Raw genomic sequence first — 17,670 nt, forward strand, 5'->3', positions numbered from 1 at the left:
CTGTAGAGGACTAGAATTTTCGGGCTCGACGGGCGAATTGAGGGAGTCTTCGCCCGGCCACACACCTGGCGTAAGGGAGGTAACGATGTTCCTTTCAACCCTGGAAATTCAAAACATCATTGAACGCAGCTTTCTGCCATCGGTTTGCACGTGCAACATGGAGGCCGATCAGTCCCTGACCATTCGGGTCTGTGACTGCATGACCGGCAAAGTCGACATGGTGGCGACCCATGTCCCGCTCTGGACCCTGGACAGTCCCCATGCGATCGCCTCGCTGGTGGCTGATATGCGGCAGGAAATCGAGGTTCACAAAGGCGTTCACCCGACCTTTTATATCTGAAGCGACGGCATGCCGCCCTAGCGCACAGGGCGGCATGGCGCCGAAGGCACAGGCCGCTGTTTTCCGCACGACCCCAGCAACTACGCTTGTCTCACACTGCAACAGCTGTCGCGATATTAGACGCGGAGCCTCTTGTCCAGACCGCGCCGCCAGCCTTTTTTTTCACGTAACTAATTGATTTAAAACGCTATCGTCAAGCTGGCACGCTCCGTGTATTGCTCATCGCAGACGTTTCTCTTGCCTCCGTCAGCGGTGCGCCGCCGGCGGCAGAAACCATAAAAACGATAAGCCACAACAATAAGAAAGCACCGTGCGAGGTTCGACGTTGATGAAGAGAAGACTCCGATCAGGCATGAGCGCCGGCCTGCTGGCCGTGGCCGCTTGTGTGGCGCTGCATTCGCCTGACAGCCTGGCAGCCCGCGACGCCCAGACCATCCTCAAGGAAACCTGCCAGGGCTGTCACACCCCCGAAGCCGATAACACCCTGAGCCGCATCAGCCACCAGCGCAAAACCCCCGAAGGCTGGCTGATGAGCATCGCCCGGATGCAGACCATGCACGGTTTGCAGATCAGCGATGACGACCGCCGCACCCTGGTCAAATACCTGGCCGACACCCAGGGCCTGGCGCCGAGCGAAACCGACGGCGTGCGCTATGCGCTGGAACGGCGACTCAACACCGTCGAAAAATTCGACGACCAGACCAGCCAGATGTGCGGCCGCTGCCACTCCGGTGCGCGGGTCGCCCTGCAACGGCGCCCCGCCCAGGAATGGGAACGCCTGGTCAACTTCCACCTCGGCCAATGGCCGTCCCTGGAGTACCAGGCGTTGGCCCGGGATCGCGACTGGTTCGACATTGCCCGCAAGGACATGGTGCCGCTGTTGGCCAAGCGATATCCACTGGACAACCCGGCCTGGAAAAAGTGGCTGAGCACCGCGCCGAAAAGCGATGCGCTGGTGGGCGACTGGAGCTTCAGCGGTCACTTGCCAGGCAAGGGTGAATTGGCCGGCGTGATGAGCGTCAGCGCCGATGCCGGCGACACTTTCAAGGTCAGCGTCAAAGGCCAATACGCCGATGGCAGCCCGTTCAACGGCGACGGCAGCGCGATTCTCTACAGCGGCTACGAATGGCGCGGCAACGTGACCGTCGATGGCGTGACCATGCGCCAGGTATTCGCCGCCCAGGGCAACGCGATGCAGGGCCGGATGTTCGAGGCCGAGCACGATGAGCGGGGGCTGGATTTTGTCGCGGCGAAGCAGGGCAGCAGTCGTTTGCTGGCGGTGCAACCGGGTTATCTGAAGGCTGGCGCTGAAACTGAAGTGACTTTGGTCGGCAGCGGACTCAGCGGCAAACCGAACTTCGGCAAAGGCGTGGAAGTGGTATCTGTCATCGAGCAAAGTCCTGAGCGGATGCGCGTCAAACTCAAGGCTGCGGCCAATGCCCAACCGGGACTGCGCAACGTCACGGTCGGCAAGCTGAAAGGCCCGACCCTGTCGGTCTACAGCAAAATCGCTACCGTCAAAGTCGTGCCGGAATTCTCCGTGGCGCGGATCGGCGAGGGCGGCGGTTCGACGCCGAAAGTCCAAGGTCGTTTTGACGCCGAAGCCTGGGGCAAGGGCGCCGATGGCAAGCCGTATCGCATCGGCGTATTCCCGGCGCAGTGGAAGGTCGAGGCCTTCGACGACCGCGCCAAGGAAGACGAAGACGTCAAGTTCGCCGGCACCATGCAGGCCGACAGCGGCGTGTTCACCCCGGGCGATGCCGGGCCGAACCCACAACGCAAAATGTCCACCAACAATGCCGGCAACCTCAAGGTGATCGCCGCCGTCGACGACGCAGGGAAATCCCTGACCGGCGAAGGCCACATGATCGTCACGGTGCAACGCTGGAACAATCCACCCATTCCATGAGTTGGCCTGAAACCAACGGCTTCAGACACTTTTTTGGAATGACCGCAGGCCTCGCCAACCGGGGTTTGCACAGGAGGTTGCAATGGGCGCTATTTTGAATCTGGTTGAACGGAACCTGCACGAAGTGCACGTCGATGCCGACCGCATGCTGTTTCACATTCCCAGCAGTTCGCTGTTCGCCAGCGATGAACTGACGGGCACCATCATCGACACCTTGCGCGGTCCCGGCTGTTCATCCGAGGACTTGATCCAACGTTTGGCGTCACGCTTCAACGGCGAGGAAATCACCGAGACCCTGCGCGAGTTGATGTCCCTGGAACTGGTCAGCGACGGCTCGCCGCTGACCCCCGACATAGGCACTAAACGGGTCGAGCGTACGGCGATCAACACCGTGGTGCTCAACGTCAATACCGGCTGCAATCTGAGCTGCACCTACTGCTACAAGGAAGACCTGGACAAGCCGTCGGCCGGCAAGAAAATGGACGTCGAAACAGCGGTCGCCTCGGTGGAAATGCTGCTGCGTGAATCGCCGGACGAAGAGCGTTTCACCGTGGTGTTTTTCGGCGGTGAACCGCTGAGCAACCGTAAGCTGATCGAATACATGGTCGACTATTGCGAAAAGCGTTTCCGCGAGGCGGGCAAGTTCGTCGAGTTCGTCATGACCACCAACGCGACGCTGCTCACCGAAGAGACCGTGGACTACCTCAACGCCCACCGCTTCGGCCTGTCAGTCAGTATCGACGGACCGAAAACCGTGCACGACCGCAACCGCATCACCGTGGGCGGGCAGGGCACCTACGACGTGGTGCGGCGCAAGGCCGAAATGCTGCTGTCGCGCTACAACAGCCGCCCGGTCGGCGCGCGGGTGACGTTGACCACTGGGGTTACCGACGTCGAAACCATCTGGGATCACCTGTTCAACGAGCTGGGGTTTGCCGAAGTTGGTTTCGCCCCGGTGACGTCCGGCGACATCAGCACCTTCAACCTGTCCAGCGACGAGTTGATCGAAGTCTTCGCCAACATGAAGAAGCTCGGTCGGCGCTATCTGGAAGCGGCGCTGGAGCACCGTAATATCGGTTTCTCCAATTTGCACCAGCTGATCACCGACATCCACGAAGGCCACAAAAAAGCCCTGCCATGCGGCGCCGGTTTGAAGATGCTGGCGGTGGATCACAAGGGCGAACTGAATCTGTGTCACCGCTTTACCGGTTCATCGTTGCCGACCTTCGGCAACGTCCACAGCGGCGTCAAACAAGTCGAATTGAACGACTTCCTGTCCCAACGCCTGGACCGCACCAACACCGGTTGCGAGGACTGTCAGATCCGCAACCTGTGCTCCGGCGGCTGCTATCACGAAAGCTATGCCCGTTACGGCGACCCGACCCACCCGACCTATCACTACTGCGAACTGATGCGTGACTGGGTCGACTTCGGCATCGAGGTCTACACCCGGATCATGGCCCACAACCCTGCGTTTATCAGCAGCTACATCACTCCGCGCAAGGCTCACTGATATGAAACATCTCAAGGCAATCAATAACAAAGCGTTGAAGCTGGATCAGGCCGCGGCGGAGAACCGCATTGAAGAAGTGGTGGCGATGAGTTCCGTCGCCGGTTGCGCCTCGACCACTGACCCGGGTTGGGAAATCGATGCGTTTGGTGGTGTGTCGTCGTTGTGCCAGCCAATGGAAGCGGACCTTTACGGCTGCTCTGACCCGTGCTGGTGGCCGGCCCAGGTGCCCGACATGATGAGCACCTACCCGGACTGGAACAAGGATGCCCAGGCGTCCAACGACAACTGGCGCAACCTCGGGACTGTCTTTCCAAAAGACAAGTGATCGGTCAGATAAAAGGATTCCAGCATGCCTAGCATCAAAGCCTGCGGCCTGGCCGCGTTCGCCGTCCTGAGCGTCTGTTCGCTCAACGTTCTGGCCGATGAAAACACTGCACTGCAAGACGGTCACGAGTACATGGTGACCACCAATTACCCGAACAACCTGCACGTGCTCGACTTGGCCACGGATACGTTGTTGAAGACCTGCAAGCTGCCGGACGCCTTCGGGCCAGGCACCGTGCAGCTGTCGCCGGATCGCAAGACCGCTTACGTGTTGAACAATCACTACGCGGACATTTACGGCGTCGAACTCGACAGCTGCAAACAGGTGTTCCACGCCAACATCACCCAGAAACCGGGTGAGAAAGCCAAGTCGATGTTCGCTTTCACCCTCAGCCATGACGGCAAGGAGCTGTTCGCCATCGCCAACCCGACGTTGATGCTCAACGACCGCTACGAAGTGCAACAGCCTCGGCTGGATGTCTACGCCACGGACGCCGGTATGAACGCCAAACCCGTGCGCAGTTTCCCGGCGCCACGGCAGTTGACCATCATGCAAAGTGGCGACGACGGCACGCTGTATGTGGCGGGGGCGGATGTCTACAAGGTCGATGTGAAGACCGGTAAGTTCGATGTGCTGATCCCCAGTCGTCACTGGAAACGCGAGAACTACAGCGCGCCGGACGTGCTCTACGTGTGGAACCAGCAGACCTATCGCCATGACTTCTCGTTGCTCTACACCACGGCAAAATTCAAGGACAAGAAGCAGGACCCATTGACCGCCGAGTACCTCTACGGGCTGTTCAGCATCGACCTGAAAACCGGCAAGACCGAAACCACCGACTTCGGTCCACTGACGGAAATCTACTTCAGCGGCATGCGCTCGCCCAAGGACCCCAACCTGATGTTCGGCGTGCTCAATCGCTTGGCCAAGTACGACATCAAACAGAAGAAAATGCTCCAGGCGGCGACGCTGGACCATTCCTACTACTGCATTTCCTTCAACAAGGATGGCAGCAAGATTTACCTGGCCGGGACGTTTAATGACGTGGCGATTTTTGATGCCGAGAGTTTGAAGCAGGTGGGGAGCATCAAGTTGCCGGGTGGGGATATGGCGATTACCACGGCGCAGATATTTGTTCGGTAACGGCGGTGCCTGAGCGGACGCCTTCGCGGGCAAGCCTCGCTCCTACAGGTGATTTGTGATCGACGCAAAACCTTGTAGGAGCGAGGCTTGCCCGCGAAGAGGTCCTCACTGACGCCGAAGCATCAAGCCCCGGGCACCGGACAGCTCAAATCACCTTCCTCACACTTCAAGTAATTCTTGAACGCCTCGACCCGTGCCTTGGTCAGGCTGGTCGTGCAGTTGCTGTAAATCAACGGATACACACTGCCCCCATCAACCCCGGAAGCCGAGAACTTGCACTCCGCATCCCGAAACGCCACCCAACTCCGTTGCGCGCCGACCAATAGCTTCTTGGCATCGGGACTGTCCTTCAACCGTTTGGTGATCTGCTGGTAAAGCGTATTCAACTCTTTGTCCGCAGCCTTGTACTGCTGCGCAGCGCACTGATTCATGTCGCCCTGGGTAGTGGCATTGTCACAGTCCACGGCCTGCGCCACGGTGGTGAACAGCAGCGGCATCAGTGCCAGGAGAAAGCGTGGAGGCATGGGGGATTCTCGCGGTGATGTTGGAAAGTTGAGGTGCAGTGTAGCGAAGCGCAGGGTGAATCTACGCCTGCCACTGCGGACATTTTTCATTCGATTCATAGTCAAGCCACGGCACGTCATGAGAGGTCCAGATATGCGCCTGGGGGATCATCCCCGGATCATCATCCAGCGTCGCCACCCGTACGATCACATGCGGCTGAGCCAAGCGCTCGGCCATCAACTGTGAGCCACAGACCGAACAGAAATGCCGAAACTTGCCCGGCGACGATTCGTAGCTGCCCAGCCGTTCCTGGCCCCTGGTCCAGCGAAAGTGCTCACGCAGGACTCCGGCGGTCGAGGCGAAGGCGGCGGCGTGAGCCTTGCGGCAAGTCTGGCAATGGCAATGAACGATCGGCATGTAGAGGCCGTCGAGCTGGTATTCGATGGTTTTGCACAGGCAGCTGCCGCGCAGTCCACTCATGACGCTTCTCCGGTGGCGTTCGCTGCCGCTTGAAACAGGGCCTGAGCCGTGGTTTCGATGTCATGGCGTTGGTGCAACTTTGCCAGCCAACTCGGGGGAATGGCCTGGACACCGTAGTAGGCTCCGGCCAACTGACCGACGATGGCAGCCGTGGTGTCGGCGTCATCGCCCAGGTTCGCGGCTTCGAGGATGGCGCCTTCAAAACTGTCGGTCTGGTGAAAACACCACAGGGCCGCTTCCAGCGAGGCCACGCAGTAACCGCTGCCACGGATCTGGTTTTTCGATTTGCCCAGATAGTCGCCTCGGGCGATGGCCCCGACCTTTGGTTCCACGAATGTCGTTTCGCTCAGGCTGCGTAAATCCGCTTTGTCCGCGCCGTGCAGCGCTTTGCCAATCAACTCGGCGAACAACTGGCAGCACTCGATCGCTTCCGGCGCCGCATGGGTGGTCCGGGAGCTGTTCGCGGCAAAAGTTGCGATCCGCTCCCGGTCGGGGAAGTAATACAGCACGACCGGCACCAATCTCATCAGCGATCCGTTGCCGGCACTGTAGGGGGCGGTAGATCCAGCAAACGGCTCGCCGGTTTCCTGATAACGGGTCAGGGCCTCACGCACTGTCATGCCGATGTCGAAGCACTCGCCGGTTGAGCTCAAGTAGCCCCAATGCCACCAGTTGAGGTAACGGCCCATTTGATCGACGGCGTCGAAACCATTTTTGGTCAACAGGCTTTCCGCCAGGCAAAGCGCCATTGAGGTGTCGTCGGTCCATTGTCCCGGTTTCAAGTTGAAGGGGCCGCCGCCAACCATGTCGGTCATGGGCGGGAACGAGCCGCGCGGCTGGAATTCGACGCTGGTGCCAACGGCATCACCGCACGCCAGCCCCAGCAGGGCCCCGCGATAACGTTCCGAGAGTGAAGGCTGCATGATTCGTCCTTGTCTGGTTCAATTTCGCTGCAAACGTTAGCAGTTTCGGCTGGCTGACTCTTCTCCTTAATCCAGCACTGATGGTCTGAAATACGGCCTGATATTTCAGACTATGTTGATAGTCGCACTGGCTTGATACAACTTTAGGGTTGGTCTTGTGGTCTTACAGGCCTACTGTTCAGTACAGGAGGTGACTTATGAATCCAGCATCAGATCGCATCGAAAGGAAGATTTTGCTCAAGGCGCCGCGTTCGCATGTGTGGCGCGTGGTGGCCAATGCCGAGGCGTTCGGCCAGTGGTTTGGCGTGTCGCTCGAGGGCAAACGCTTTGTCGCCGGTGAATGGACCCAGGGGCAGATTACCTATCCTGGCTATGAGCACCTGCTGTGGAATGTCCTGGTGGAGCGGGTCGAGCCGGAGCGGGTGTTTTCGTTTCGCTGGCACCCGTATGCCGTGGAGCCGCACATCGACTACTCCCAGGAGCCCACCACCCTGGTGCTGTTCGAACTTGAAGACATGGACGACGGCACCTTGCTGAAGGTGACCGAATCCGGTTTCGATCACATCCCCCAAGAGCGCAGGCTCAAGGCCTTCCGCATGGACAGTCGAGGCTGGGATGAGCAGATGAGCAATATCGAAGAGTTTCTGAAAACCGGCGCCAACGCCCGCGAACATCAGGGAGAGTGAATGTTTGAACCCTGGTTGAAGCGTTGGGCGTTGATGCAGGACGGTGAGTCGATCATCACCCCTGGCAGTCGCTTGCTGCCGGTACGGATGGGCGATGTACCGGCGATGTTGAAGGTTGCCGTGGATACCGAGGAAAAATTCGGCAATCTGTTGATGACCTGGTGGAACGGAGAGGGCGCGGCCCAGGTGTTCGCCCAGCATGGTGACGGGTTCTTGATGGAACGCGCCATGGGCGAGCGCTCGCTGATGCACATGGCGCTCAACGGGCAGGACGACGAGGCCAGCCAGATCATCTGTGCGGCGGTGGCGCGGTTGCATGCGCCGCGTCCGTCGCCTTTGCCGCCGCTGGTGCCGTTGGTGCAATGGTTTGAATCGTTACGCCTGGCCGCCGGGCAACACGGTGGCCTCTATGGCCTCAGCCTGACCACAGCCGAAGCCTTGCTGGCTGAACCGCAAGACGTGGTCGTGCTGCACGGCGATATCCATCACGACAACATTCTCGATTTCGGCCCGCGCGGCTGGCTGGCCATCGATCCCAAGCGGGTGATCGGTGAGCGTGGCTACGACTACGCCAACCTGATTTGCAATCCTGAACTACCGACGGCGGCGGATCCTCTGCGTTTTGAACGGCAGATCCAGGTGGTGAGCGAGGCGGCGGGGCTTGAGCCTCGGCGCTTGCTGCAATGGGTGCTGGCCTTTGCCGGTTTGTCGGCGGCCTGGTTTTTTGAAGATGGTGACACCCTGGCGGCCGAAGGTCAGCTGCAGGTCGCTGAACTCGCGGCTTGCAGGCTGGATGCCTGATGTATCTAAGGGTTTCCGGAAGGGGCGCTATGGCGAATGTCTTACACGCCGTAGTAGCTATGTCGTCTATTGCACATTGGATCCCAAGCGTAATCTAGCCTCATCAACTGAAGCACAGGGAGTGCTCAGGATCATGGATGATCGACCATAAGCAAGGACACGCTGCCGACAGGGAGTCGTAATGGTCTTGGGAAAAACCCGCTTCGGCGGGTTTTTTTTCGTCTGGCGAAAATCATCCGTCGTTCCTCGATATTGCTTTTGTAGGAGCAAGGCTTGCCCGCGATGAAGTTGACGCCGCGCTCCAGACACACCGCGTCACCGTTCATCGCGGGCAAGCCTTGCTCCTACGGGAGGAGAGCAGGGATTTTGGCCATCAATGGTCAATGGCTTACACGCTGTCGCGGGCATGTCGTCTGTTTAAGCTTCTGTGATGCGCCTATTCTTGATCCATCAACTGAAGCACAGGAAGTGCTCAGGATCACGGATGATCGACCATTAGCCAGGATGGCTGCCGACAGGATGTCGCAATGGTCTTGAGAAACCCGCTTCGGCGGGTTTTTTTTCGTCTGTAGAAAAGCATCCGTCACACCACGCTTTTGCGCCTACGGTACAGGACGGATCAAAGACCGAGCCTGGACGCCGCCCGCTCGGTGATCAGCTTGCGTTGCACGAACGAGGGCGCCGCTCGCCGTTGCGCCTCTTCGACAATGCGCTGCGGCGCGGTTTCCGGGCTGCCGGACTGGAACGGTGGCGCTGGCGCGTATTCCAGTTGCAGCTGTATTACTTGCGCGGTGTCCTTATCGAACAGCTCGGCGGCCAGGGTCAGGGCAAAGTCGATGCCCGCCGTGATCCCGCCGCCGGTCAGCAGGTTGCCGTCGCGTACCACCCGATCCTTCACCGGGATCGCGCCCAAGGTCGCGAGCAAATCGTGATAAGCCCAGTGAGTGGTGGCGCGCTTGCCCTGCAGCAAACCCGCGGCACCGAGCACCAGCGAGCCGGTGCACACCGAGGTCACGTACCGGGCATTGACCGCTTGAGCCTTGATGAACGCCAGGGTGACTTCATCTTCCATCAACGGCCCGACACCACTGCCACCGGGGATACAAATCACATCCAGCGCCGGGCAATCGTCGAATGTGGTGGTCGGTTTCAGCACCAGGCCGGTACTGGCGGTGACCGGCACCAGATCCTTCCAGATCAAATGCACCTTCACGTCCGGCAGCGAGGCCAGCACGTCATAAGCGCCGGTCAGGTCCAGTTGTTGAACCTGTGGAAACAACAGAAAACCGATCTGCAACGTCATGGCGTTTTTCTCCGGGTTGGGATGGACGGCTTCACTGTAGGCTCGTAGGATCTGGCGTATCCGCCAATAACCCCACGAATTACGCCAATCATGCCCAAAGCCATTCATGTGCTCGCGTTTACCAACGTGCAACTGCTGGACGTCACCGGGCCGTTGCAGGTGTTCGCCTCGGCCAACGACATTGCCCGTCAACAGGGTTTGCCGCCGCCCTATGCGCCGTCGGTGATTGCCAGTGGTGGCGGGGCGGTGATGTCGTCGGCGGGGTTGGCGCTGTTGGCCGAACCGCTGCCATCGGGCGACAGTGATACCTTGATCATCGCGGGCGGCTGGGGCGTGTACTCGGCTTCGGAGGATGACGCGCTGGTGACGTGGGTCCGTGAACACGCGACGGGTTGTCGGCGTATTTCTTCCGTGTGCACCGGCGCGTTTCTGCTGGCGGCCAGTGGCTGGCTCGACGGCCGGCGAGTGGTGACCCACTGGACCCGTTGCGAAGAGCTGGCGCAAAAGCACCCGAGCCTGCACGTTGAACCCAACCCGATCTTTATCAACGACGGCCCGGTCTGGACCTCGGCCGGGGTCACCGCCGGCATCGACCTGGCGCTGGCCATGGTCGAAGAAGACCTCGGCCGCGCCATGGCCCTGGACGTCGCCCGACAACTGGTGGTCTTTCTCAAGCGCCCGGGCGGTCAGTCGCAGTTCAGCGTGACCCTGTCCTTGCAACAGGAAGGTAACCGCTTCGACGAACTTCATGCCTGGATCAGCGAAAATCTGACCAAAGAACTCGGCGTCCCGACCCTGGCCGTGCAGGCCTGCATGAGCGAACGCAGCTTTATCCGCCACTACCGCGCCGACACCGGCCAGACCCCGGCCCGGGCCATCGAGCTGATTCGGGTCGAAACCGCGCGACGGCTGCTCAGCGACACTGGCGTACCGATCAAACGGGTGGCGGTGCAATGCGGCTTCGGCAGCGAAGAGACGTTGCGCCGCAGCTTCCTGCGGGCCATGGGCGTGACGCCCCAGGCCTATCGCGAGCGCTTCAGTGTCAGCGGCAGCCTTTCAGTAGATCCAGTAATGCCTTGAGCGTCGCTTCGGGCGCTTCCTCGGGAATGTTATGCCCGACGCCCGCCAGCACGCGGCGCTCGTAGCGACCGGTGAAGTGCTCGACGTCTTCGTCGACCTCCGTCGCAGGTCCCACGCCATCGTCGGCGCCGCACAGGGAAATCGTCGGTACGCTGATCGACGGTTGCTGGGCCAGCGCCTCTTCCATCCACTCCAGCGCCGGATCGCCGGGGGCGTACATGAAGCGATGCCGGTACGAGTGAATCACCACCTCGACGAAATCCGGATTGTCGAAGGCCGGCGCGCTTAACGGATAACGCTCGGCGTTTCTGGCCCAGGTCGGCGACCACAGCCGCCAGAGCCATTCGCAGAAGGCTCGACGGTTTTGGGTCAAGCCTTCCACGCCGCGCGGGGTATGGAAGTAGTACTGATACCACAGGCGATGCTCGGTCTCGGGGTCCAGAGGTTGGACGGAACCGGGAATATTCTGCAAGTTGTAGCCATCGCCGGTGACCAGGCAGCGAACCCGCTCCGGCCACAACGCCGCGACAATGCACGCCGCCCGACCGCCCCAGTCGTAGCCGCAGAGCGCGGCTTGCGGGATGCCGAGGGCGTCCATCAAGTCCAGCAAATCCTGGGCAAGCGCGGCTTGCTGGCCGGAGCGCAGGGTGTCGGCGTTGTTGAAACGGGTCGGGCCATAGCCGCGCAGGTACGGGACGATGACGCGGTAGCCTTGTGCGGCGAGGGCCGGGGCGATTTCGTCGTAACCGCGGGGCGAGTAGGGGAAACCGTGGAGCAGGATGATCGGCTCGCCGGTGGTGGGGCCGTGGTGTTCGTAGGCGATTTTCAGGCTTGGGGTTTCAACGTACTGAATGGCTTGGGGCTTGGTCACGAGGGCGCTCCTGAGCGTAAGCATCCGAGAACATTAGCTGATGAAGCCGGGCTTGAGCCGCGCCCTCGCCACAGTAAGTGCGGGGGTCTCAGGTTTCTGTCTCCGCCACCTGATTAAAGTACTTCGACCGATCCGGCGTAAACGTCACCACCATCTTCGTCCGCGAACAAGTCAGCGCCCGTTCCACAGCTAAATCAATATCCAGATCCTCCCCGCGCAAACCCTGCCATTGCGCCAGGTATTTGAGTGATCCGTACTTTTCGAGTTTTTTCAGGCTGCGGCTCACGCCACCTTTCCAGCCCAGCACTGGCAGTTCGCCGGCGAGGCACTGTTGGGCGACGTCGGGGAATCGGGTGGCGCGCTGGCGGCCGATTTCCCAGCATTTGATCAGGCCCTTGTCGTGGGCCTCCCACAGTTCATCCCGGTTCAGCCCGGAACGCAGTGGAGTGTCGATGGTGCGATGGATGCGCTGGGTCATTCTGGTTCCTTGAATTCGGGTTTTGTTGGACAGCTCCGCTGTACCCGTTGACGGTGGATGTTAGGGGTGGATGTAACAGCTGGCAACAAGGTATTTGTGGGGTAGGACGGACTGGGCAGGCTATGGATTTGGGATGGTCGTTTAAATATTGTAGGGGCGACCGACATACCCTCGCCACGGGGAGTGTGTTAAGCCTCATATACTGCGTTTTTTGTTTATCGCGGGCGGGCCTTGCTCCTACAGGATAGGGTCGGAAAAGTGATATTTCCGACAAGACCTGGCGGATATGGATGACATTCACGGCTGCCAGTAATTCTTCTCCCCACTCAATTTCCGATCGAGAAAACTCGCCGCACTGATTAACGCCAGATGCGTTAGCGCCTGCGGTGTATTCCCCAGATGTCGCGCATGACTGTCGAATTCCTCAGCGTACAACCCCAACGGATTGGCATAACGCAGCAACTGTTCAAACTCCAGATGCGCCTTTTCAACCTGACCGGCCCGGGCGAGGCATTCGACGTACCAGAACGAACACGCGGCGAAGGCGCCTTCGGTGCCGGGCAGGCCGTCGATCTGGCTGTCGTCGTTGCGGTAGCGGTAGACCATGCCGTCGCGCACCAGGGTTTTCTGTATTGCTTCCAGGGTCGAAAGCCAGCGCGGGTCCTTGGCGCTGACGAAGCGCACCAGTGGCATCAGCAGCATCGAACCATCCAGTGCGGTGCCGCCGATGTGCTGCACGAAGTGCCCGCGTTCTTCGTTCCAGAAGTTCTCCCAGATGTCGGCGTAAATCGCCTGTCGGGTCTGGTCCCAGCGGGCGAAGGGGGCGGGCAGGGAGCGTTTGGAGGCCAGGCGGATCGCCCGGTCCAGCGCCACCCAGCACATCAGGCGCGAGTGCAGGAAGTGATGCTGCTCGCCGCGCATTTCCCAGATGCCGACGTCTTTGCTCTGCCAGGTTTCGCAGACTTGATCGACCACTTCCACGACGTGCTTCCAGCCTTCGTGGGAAATCGCTTCACCGTATTTGTTGACCAGGTACACCGCGTCCATCAGCTCGCCGAAGATGTCGAGCTGGATCTGGTCGTAAGCCTGGTTGCCGATGCGCACCGGTGTTGCGCCGCCTTGGCCACTCAGGTGCGTGAGTTCGGTTTCCGGCAGTTCCTGGCGGCCGTCGATGGCGTAGAGGATGTTGATTTTCATCGACTGGCCGTGGCAGTCGCTGACCCGGTGGCGCATCCATTTCATGTAGGCGTTGGCTTCATCGACAAAACCCAGGCGCATAAAGGCATACACGGTGAACGAGGCGTCGCGGATCCAGGTGTAGCGGTAATCCCAGTTGCGTTCGCCGCCCGGGGTTTCCGGCAGGCCGAAGGTCGCGGCGGCGAGAATGGCGCCGTGTTTGCGCGAAGTCAGCAGCTTCAAGGCCAGGGCCGATCGGTTGACCATTTCCCGCCAGCGCCCGCGGTAGTTGGACTGGCCGATCCAGTCGCGCCAGAACTTCAGGGTGCGTTCCATGCACAGTTCGGCGGCGCCTTCCTTGAAGCGTGGGTCGTCGCTGGCGCCCAACAGAAACGCCGCGCTTTCACCTTGTTTGAGGGTGAATTCGGCGATGGCGGCATTGCCGTCGAGGCTCAACGGCTGATCCGACGTCAGGCGCAGGGACGGCTGATCTGCCGCTTCAAACAGCACATCCTTTTTATCCATGTGCCCGCGAGTTTTCGCCCGAGCGTAGTCATGCCGTACCGCGCATCGCATGCGCATCGTCGCGGTACCGCTGACCACCCGCACCCGGCGCATCAGCATCGGCAGGTCGTCTTCGCTGTCGCCGATGGGCAGCAGGTCGGTGACTTCGACCACCGCGCGTTCGCTCAGCCAGCGGCTTTGCAGTACGTTGGTGTCCGGCAGGTAGATTTGCTCGCGGCGAGCGTCGGGCAGGTCCGGGGCCAACTGGAAAATCCCCGCTTCGGGGGTGTCCAGCAACGAGCAGAAGATCGACGGGCTGTCGAACTCCGGCCAGCAGAAGAAATCCACGCTGCCCTTGTCGTTGACCAATGCTGCACTGCGCATGTCGCCAATGATGCCGTGGGCGTCGATGGCGCTTTGTCGTTCGGGATGATGATCAGCCATTGCCACGGAACTCCGGATAGAGGCTCATGCCGCCGTCGATAAACAGGGTGGTGCCGACGATGTAGTCGGAGGCATCGGAGGCGAGAAACACCACGGCGCTGGCGATATCGTCGACATCACCGATGCGGCCGTAAGGGATGAGTTCAAGCAGCTTTTGCGCGGCGTCGCCCTCGGTTTCGGCGCGGTTGATCGCCGTGCGAATTGCCCCCGGCGCGATGCCGTTGATGCGGATTTTCTGCTGGCTGACTTCCTGGGCCAGGGTCTGCATCAGCATGTCGACGCCGCCCTTGGACGCGGCGTAATTGACATGCCCGGCCCAGGGAATGCGCTGGTGCACCGAGCTCATGTGAATGATCTTGCCGGCGGCCCGGGACACGCCTTGGCGGATGCCTTGCTGGTTGAAAATCCGCAGGGCGGCGCGGGCGCAGAGGAACTGGCCGGTGAGGTTGACGCCGATCACCTGGTTCCAGTCGGCGAGGCTCATGTCCACGGCTTTCGCATCTTTTTGCATCCCGGAATTGGCCACCAGAATGTCGAGGAAGCCGAAGGCCTCAATGGTCTGTGCGAACAGGCGTTCGACGTCTTCTTCCTTGGAGACATCGGCGCCAATGGCGATGGCGCGACCGCCGCCGTCATTGATCTGCCGCGCCAGTGCTTCGGCGGGTTCAGCCTGGGAGTTGTAGTTGATCACGACCGCAGCACCGGCGGCGGCCAGGGCCTTGGCAGCGCCGGCACCGATGCCGGAACTGGCGCCGGTGACCAGCGCGACTTGTTGCTCGAGGGAAATCTGCATGCAGGTTAGCGCCTTGCGGTGAGGGCCTAAGTAGCTGACTGGTTTGGGAGGGCGAGAGTTCATTTGCGGGATGACTGTGAAGAACTCTTCATGAGCGGGCGCCTTCACATTCCCCCAACAATTCCCCGCTTTCCCCTCGACCAACCTTTATGGCAACTTGCAGGCCCGAATCGAGGCCCGCAATCCATGGCAAATCCCTACCGCGAACTGTTCAAAGCCCCTGGCGCCGGCGCCTTCGTGCTGGCCGGGATGATCGCGCGCATGCCGATTTCCATGACCGGCATCGGCCTGATCACCATGCTTTCGCAGTTGCAGGGCGGCTACGGCCTGGCCGGCGCGGTGGCGGCGACCTTCGCCCTGGCCACGGCGTTTTGTGCGCCGCAGGTCTCGCGTCTGGTGGATCGTTACGGCCAGGGCCGGATCCTGCCGGTGTCGGCGTTGCTGGGCGGTGGTTCGCTGTTGCTGCTGTTGCTTTGCACCCGCTTGCAGGCGCCGAACTGGACGCTGTTCGTGTTCGCCGCGCTGGCCGGGTGCATGCCGAGCATGTCGGCCATGGTCCGGGCCCGTTGGACCGAGCTCTACCGTGGCCAGCCGCAATTGCAAACCGCCTATGCCCTGGAATCGGTGCTGGACGAGGTCTGCTTTATTGTCGGACCGCCGCTGTCGGTGGGGTTGAGTGTGGTGGCGTTCCCCGAGGCCGGTCCCTTGGTGGCGCTGCTGGCGCTGGCCATTGGGGTTCCGGCATTCGTGTTACAGCGCGCCACCGAACCGCCCGTGCATCCCCACGAAGTTCACCATCAGCGCTCGATCATCCGTTCCGGGGAAATCCAACTGCTGATGCTGTTGATGACCGCCATGGGCGTGATCGTCGGTGTGGTGGACGTGGTCAGCGTCGCGTTCGCCGAACAGCAGGGCCAGCCGGCGGCGGCGAGTATCGTGCTGTCGGTGTACGCCATCGGTTCGTGCCTGGCCGGGTTGGCGTTCGGCGCGTTGCGCTCGAAAGCGCCGTTGCCGCGATTGTTCCTGTATGGCGGTGTGATGACCGCCGTGACCACCTTGCCGCTGTTACTGGCGACGAACATTCTCGGCTTGGCCCTGGCGATGTTCGTCGCGGGGCTGTTTTTTGCGCCGACGCTGATTGTGGCGATGGCGTTGGTGGAACGTATCGTCACCCCGGCCAAACTGACCGAAGGCCTGACGTGGCTGATCACCGGGTTGAGCATCGGCGTGGCGATTGGTGCGGCGAGTTCGGGTTGGCTGGTGGATGCATTTGGCGCGCGCAGTGGTTTCTGGGTCGCGATCGCCGCTGGCGCCGTGGTCCTCGGTTCTGCGATTCAGAGCTATCGCCATCTGAAATGATCGACGCCGACCGGCGCACTAATTAGCGCGTACCTTCATTCGTTCTCTTGAATAGACAACTTTTTTGAGGGACGCCCGGTGACCCAGCTGACATTGCTGTGCCTGCCCTATTCAGGGGCGAGTGCCATGGTTTATAGCCGTTGGCGGCGCAAACTGCCGGAGTGGCTGAAGCTGCAACCGGTTGAACTGCCGGGGCGCGGCGCACGATTTGGTGAAGCGCTGCAAACCGATATACGCGCGTTGGCCCGCCAATTGGCAGCGGAGCTGCAAACATCCTTGCGCGCGCCATATGCCTTGTTCGGCCACAGCCTGGGGGCATTGCTGGCCTGTGAACTGGCGCATGCATTGCGCGCACTGGGCTGTCCGGAACCGGTGGCCCTGTTCGCCTCCGGCACGGCCGCACCAACGATGCGCAGTGATTACGACCGGGGCTTTAGCGAGCCCAGGAGCGACGCCGAACTGATCGAACAGTTGCGCACGCTCAATGGCACCAGTGAAGAGATCCTGGCCAACGAAGAGCTGATGAGCCTGACGTTGCCGGTCCTGCGCGCCGACTTTCTGTTGTGCGGACGTTTTGAACCGTTGCCGCGTCCGTTGCTTAAATGTCCCGTGCACGTGCTTGGCGGCACCACCGACCGCGCCACCACCGAGCAGTTGATCGGCTGGAGCAAGGAAACCCAGGGCAGCTTTTCCGTGGACATGCTGGCGGGCGGGCATTTCTTCATCCATGAGCATGAAGCCAAGGTGTTGCGCGTGATCAAGGATCAACTGGATGTGCACCATCGGCGGCACGCGATGGCCATCGCCTGACCCCGAACCCTCCCCAAGGAGCTGCCGAAGGCTGCGATCTTTTGCTCTTGAATTTCGAAGATCAAGAGCAAAAGATCGCGGCCTTCGGCAGCTCCTACAGTCATTGCGTTCCCGCCCTTCAAACTCCCTTCTGATACTTGTTCTCATTCGCTAATTTTTCCGGTCTGCATTCGTTTTATAGGGACGACGTGCCTTTGTGCTTCCTGCCAACGATCCGGATGCTAAGAA

The 17,670-nt window shown here is 60.6% G+C and carries 19 protein-coding genes; 10 read left to right on the forward strand and 9 right to left on the reverse strand.

Annotated features, from left to right (window positions below; genetic code table 11):
- The first annotated feature begins 85 nt into the window (after positions 1–85).
- The 5 genes from HKK53_RS30525 (at position 86) to peaD (ending at position 5,230) form a co-directional block, all read left to right on the forward strand.
- Positions 86–340, forward strand: a complete 255-nt coding sequence (locus HKK53_RS30525) for a DUF1652 domain-containing protein (RefSeq protein WP_054053445.1) — start codon at positions 86–88, stop codon at positions 338–340.
- 328 nt (positions 341–668) lie between these two features.
- Positions 669–2,249: a quinohemoprotein amine dehydrogenase subunit alpha gene (peaA, locus tag HKK53_RS30530; protein WP_169373823.1), complete on the forward strand. Its 1,581-nt coding sequence runs from the start codon at positions 669–671 to the stop codon at positions 2,247–2,249.
- 82 nt (positions 2,250–2,331) lie between these two features.
- Positions 2,332–3,762 (forward strand): quinohemoprotein amine dehydrogenase maturation protein, encoded by a 1,431-nt coding sequence (gene peaB, locus HKK53_RS30535; RefSeq protein WP_008145337.1) that lies wholly within the window; start codon positions 2,332–2,334, stop codon positions 3,760–3,762.
- A gap of 1 nt (position 3,763) precedes the next feature.
- Positions 3,764–4,087, forward strand: a complete 324-nt coding sequence (qhpC, locus tag HKK53_RS30540) for a quinohemoprotein amine dehydrogenase subunit gamma (RefSeq protein WP_123409863.1) — start codon at positions 3,764–3,766, stop codon at positions 4,085–4,087.
- A 24-nt stretch (positions 4,088–4,111) separates the two neighbouring features.
- Positions 4,112–5,230, forward strand: coding sequence for a quinohemoprotein amine dehydrogenase subunit beta (gene peaD / locus HKK53_RS30545; RefSeq protein ID WP_169373824.1), 1,119 nt, complete (start codon positions 4,112–4,114; stop codon positions 5,228–5,230).
- 122 nt (positions 5,231–5,352) lie between these two features.
- Here peaD and HKK53_RS30550 read toward each other — a convergent pair whose 3' ends face one another.
- From HKK53_RS30550 to HKK53_RS30560, 3 genes are all read right to left on the reverse strand, one after another.
- A complete protein-coding gene (locus tag HKK53_RS30550; protein WP_169373825.1) occupies positions 5,353–5,754 on the reverse strand; it encodes a lysozyme inhibitor LprI family protein in 402 nt (133 codons plus the stop codon).
- Positions 5,755–5,815: 61 nt separating this feature from the next.
- On the reverse strand, positions 5,816–6,214 hold the full coding sequence (locus tag HKK53_RS30555) for a GFA family protein (protein WP_169373826.1): 399 nt from the start codon (positions 6,212–6,214) through the stop codon (positions 5,816–5,818).
- Positions 6,211–7,137 (reverse strand): ADP-ribosylglycohydrolase family protein, encoded by a 927-nt coding sequence (locus HKK53_RS30560; RefSeq protein ID WP_169373827.1) that lies wholly within the window; start codon positions 7,135–7,137, stop codon positions 6,211–6,213. The genes HKK53_RS30555 and HKK53_RS30560 overlap by 4 nt, the downstream gene beginning before the upstream one ends.
- Before the next feature lie 197 nt (positions 7,138–7,334).
- On the opposite strand from HKK53_RS30560, the gene HKK53_RS30565 reads away from it, so the two are divergent.
- Complete coding sequence (locus HKK53_RS30565; protein ID WP_169373828.1) at positions 7,335–7,823, forward strand: SRPBCC family protein; 489 nt, start codon at positions 7,335–7,337, stop codon at positions 7,821–7,823.
- Entirely contained in the window at positions 7,824–8,624 is an 801-nt protein-coding gene (locus HKK53_RS30570; RefSeq protein WP_169373829.1) for an aminoglycoside phosphotransferase family protein, read from the forward strand. It abuts the gene before it with no gap.
- A gap of 131 nt (positions 8,625–8,755) precedes the next feature.
- Here the strand turns inward: HKK53_RS30570 and HKK53_RS30575 are convergent, their stop codons facing one another.
- Together HKK53_RS30575 and inhA are read right to left on the reverse strand one after the other, a co-directional pair.
- The gene (locus HKK53_RS30575) at positions 8,756–8,959 is read right to left on the reverse strand and encodes a hypothetical protein (protein WP_169368746.1); all 204 of its coding nucleotides are present in this window, start codon (positions 8,957–8,959) and stop codon (positions 8,756–8,758) included.
- A 284-nt stretch (positions 8,960–9,243) separates the two neighbouring features.
- Positions 9,244–9,927: an isonitrile hydratase gene (gene inhA, locus HKK53_RS30580; RefSeq protein WP_169373830.1), complete on the reverse strand. Its 684-nt coding sequence runs from the start codon at positions 9,925–9,927 to the stop codon at positions 9,244–9,246.
- Between the two features lie 90 nt (positions 9,928–10,017).
- Here inhA and HKK53_RS30585 point away from each other — a divergent pair, with 90 nt between their 5' ends.
- Positions 10,018–11,007: a GlxA family transcriptional regulator gene (locus HKK53_RS30585; protein ID WP_169373831.1), complete on the forward strand. Its 990-nt coding sequence runs from the start codon at positions 10,018–10,020 to the stop codon at positions 11,005–11,007.
- On the opposite strand, the gene HKK53_RS30590 is transcribed toward HKK53_RS30585, so the two are convergent.
- From HKK53_RS30590 to HKK53_RS30605, 4 genes are all read right to left on the reverse strand, one after another.
- Positions 10,970–11,878, reverse strand: a complete 909-nt coding sequence (locus tag HKK53_RS30590; protein ID WP_237150626.1) for an alpha/beta fold hydrolase — start codon at positions 11,876–11,878, stop codon at positions 10,970–10,972. The two genes, HKK53_RS30585 and HKK53_RS30590, sit on opposite strands and share 38 nt — an antisense overlap.
- Before the next feature lie 88 nt (positions 11,879–11,966).
- Positions 11,967–12,356 (reverse strand): hypothetical protein, encoded by a 390-nt coding sequence (locus tag HKK53_RS30595; protein ID WP_169373833.1) that lies wholly within the window; start codon positions 12,354–12,356, stop codon positions 11,967–11,969.
- A gap of 297 nt (positions 12,357–12,653) precedes the next feature.
- Positions 12,654–14,480, reverse strand: a complete 1,827-nt coding sequence (locus HKK53_RS30600) for a glycoside hydrolase family 15 protein (protein WP_169373834.1) — start codon at positions 14,478–14,480, stop codon at positions 12,654–12,656.
- A complete protein-coding gene (locus HKK53_RS30605) occupies positions 14,473–15,273 on the reverse strand; it encodes a glucose 1-dehydrogenase (RefSeq protein ID WP_169373835.1) in 801 nt (266 codons plus the stop codon). The genes HKK53_RS30600 and HKK53_RS30605 overlap by 8 nt, the downstream gene beginning before the upstream one ends.
- A gap of 186 nt (positions 15,274–15,459) precedes the next feature.
- Between HKK53_RS30605 and HKK53_RS30610 the strand changes: the two genes are divergently transcribed.
- On the forward strand, positions 15,460–16,632 hold the full coding sequence (locus HKK53_RS30610) for an MFS transporter (protein WP_169373836.1): 1,173 nt from the start codon (positions 15,460–15,462) through the stop codon (positions 16,630–16,632).
- 78 nt (positions 16,633–16,710) lie between these two features.
- The gene (locus tag HKK53_RS30615; protein WP_169373837.1) at positions 16,711–17,442 is read left to right on the forward strand and encodes a thioesterase II family protein; all 732 of its coding nucleotides are present in this window, start codon (positions 16,711–16,713) and stop codon (positions 17,440–17,442) included.
- Positions 17,443–17,670 lie beyond the last annotated feature (228 nt).

Source organism: Pseudomonas sp. ADAK7 (assembly GCF_012935675.1).
GTDB lineage: Bacteria > Pseudomonadota > Gammaproteobacteria > Pseudomonadales > Pseudomonadaceae > Aquipseudomonas.

Excerpts from the sequence above, each read along its gene's own strand:
- HKK53_RS30525 (WP_054053445.1), top strand. The coding sequence starts at position 86 with ATGTTCCTTTCAACCCTGGAAATTCAAAACATCATTGAACGCAGCTTT.
- peaA (WP_169373823.1), top strand. The coding sequence starts at position 669 with ATGAAGAGAAGACTCCGATCAGGCATGAGCGCCGGCCTGCTGGCCGTG.
- peaB (WP_008145337.1), top strand. The coding sequence starts at position 2,332 with ATGGGCGCTATTTTGAATCTGGTTGAACGGAACCTGCACGAAGTGCAC.
- qhpC (WP_123409863.1), top strand. The coding sequence starts at position 3,764 with ATGAAACATCTCAAGGCAATCAATAACAAAGCGTTGAAGCTGGATCAG.
- peaD (WP_169373824.1), top strand. The coding sequence starts at position 4,112 with ATGCCTAGCATCAAAGCCTGCGGCCTGGCCGCGTTCGCCGTCCTGAGC.
- HKK53_RS30550 (WP_169373825.1), bottom strand. The coding sequence starts at position 5,754 with ATGCCTCCACGCTTTCTCCTGGCACTGATGCCGCTGCTGTTCACCACC.
- HKK53_RS30555 (WP_169373826.1), bottom strand. The coding sequence starts at position 6,214 with ATGAGTGGACTGCGCGGCAGCTGCCTGTGCAAAACCATCGAATACCAG.
- HKK53_RS30560 (WP_169373827.1), bottom strand. The coding sequence starts at position 7,137 with ATGCAGCCTTCACTCTCGGAACGTTATCGCGGGGCCCTGCTGGGGCTG.
- HKK53_RS30565 (WP_169373828.1), top strand. The coding sequence starts at position 7,335 with ATGAATCCAGCATCAGATCGCATCGAAAGGAAGATTTTGCTCAAGGCG.
- HKK53_RS30570 (WP_169373829.1), top strand. The coding sequence starts at position 7,824 with ATGTTTGAACCCTGGTTGAAGCGTTGGGCGTTGATGCAGGACGGTGAG.
- inhA (WP_169373830.1), bottom strand. The coding sequence starts at position 9,927 with ATGACGTTGCAGATCGGTTTTCTGTTGTTTCCACAGGTTCAACAACTG.
- HKK53_RS30585 (WP_169373831.1), top strand. The coding sequence starts at position 10,018 with ATGCCCAAAGCCATTCATGTGCTCGCGTTTACCAACGTGCAACTGCTG.
- HKK53_RS30595 (WP_169373833.1), bottom strand. The coding sequence starts at position 12,356 with ATGACCCAGCGCATCCATCGCACCATCGACACTCCACTGCGTTCCGGG.
- HKK53_RS30600 (WP_169373834.1), bottom strand. The coding sequence starts at position 14,480 with ATGGCTGATCATCATCCCGAACGACAAAGCGCCATCGACGCCCACGGC.
- HKK53_RS30605 (WP_169373835.1), bottom strand. The coding sequence starts at position 15,273 with ATGCAGATTTCCCTCGAGCAACAAGTCGCGCTGGTCACCGGCGCCAGT.
- HKK53_RS30610 (WP_169373836.1), top strand. The coding sequence starts at position 15,460 with ATGGCAAATCCCTACCGCGAACTGTTCAAAGCCCCTGGCGCCGGCGCC.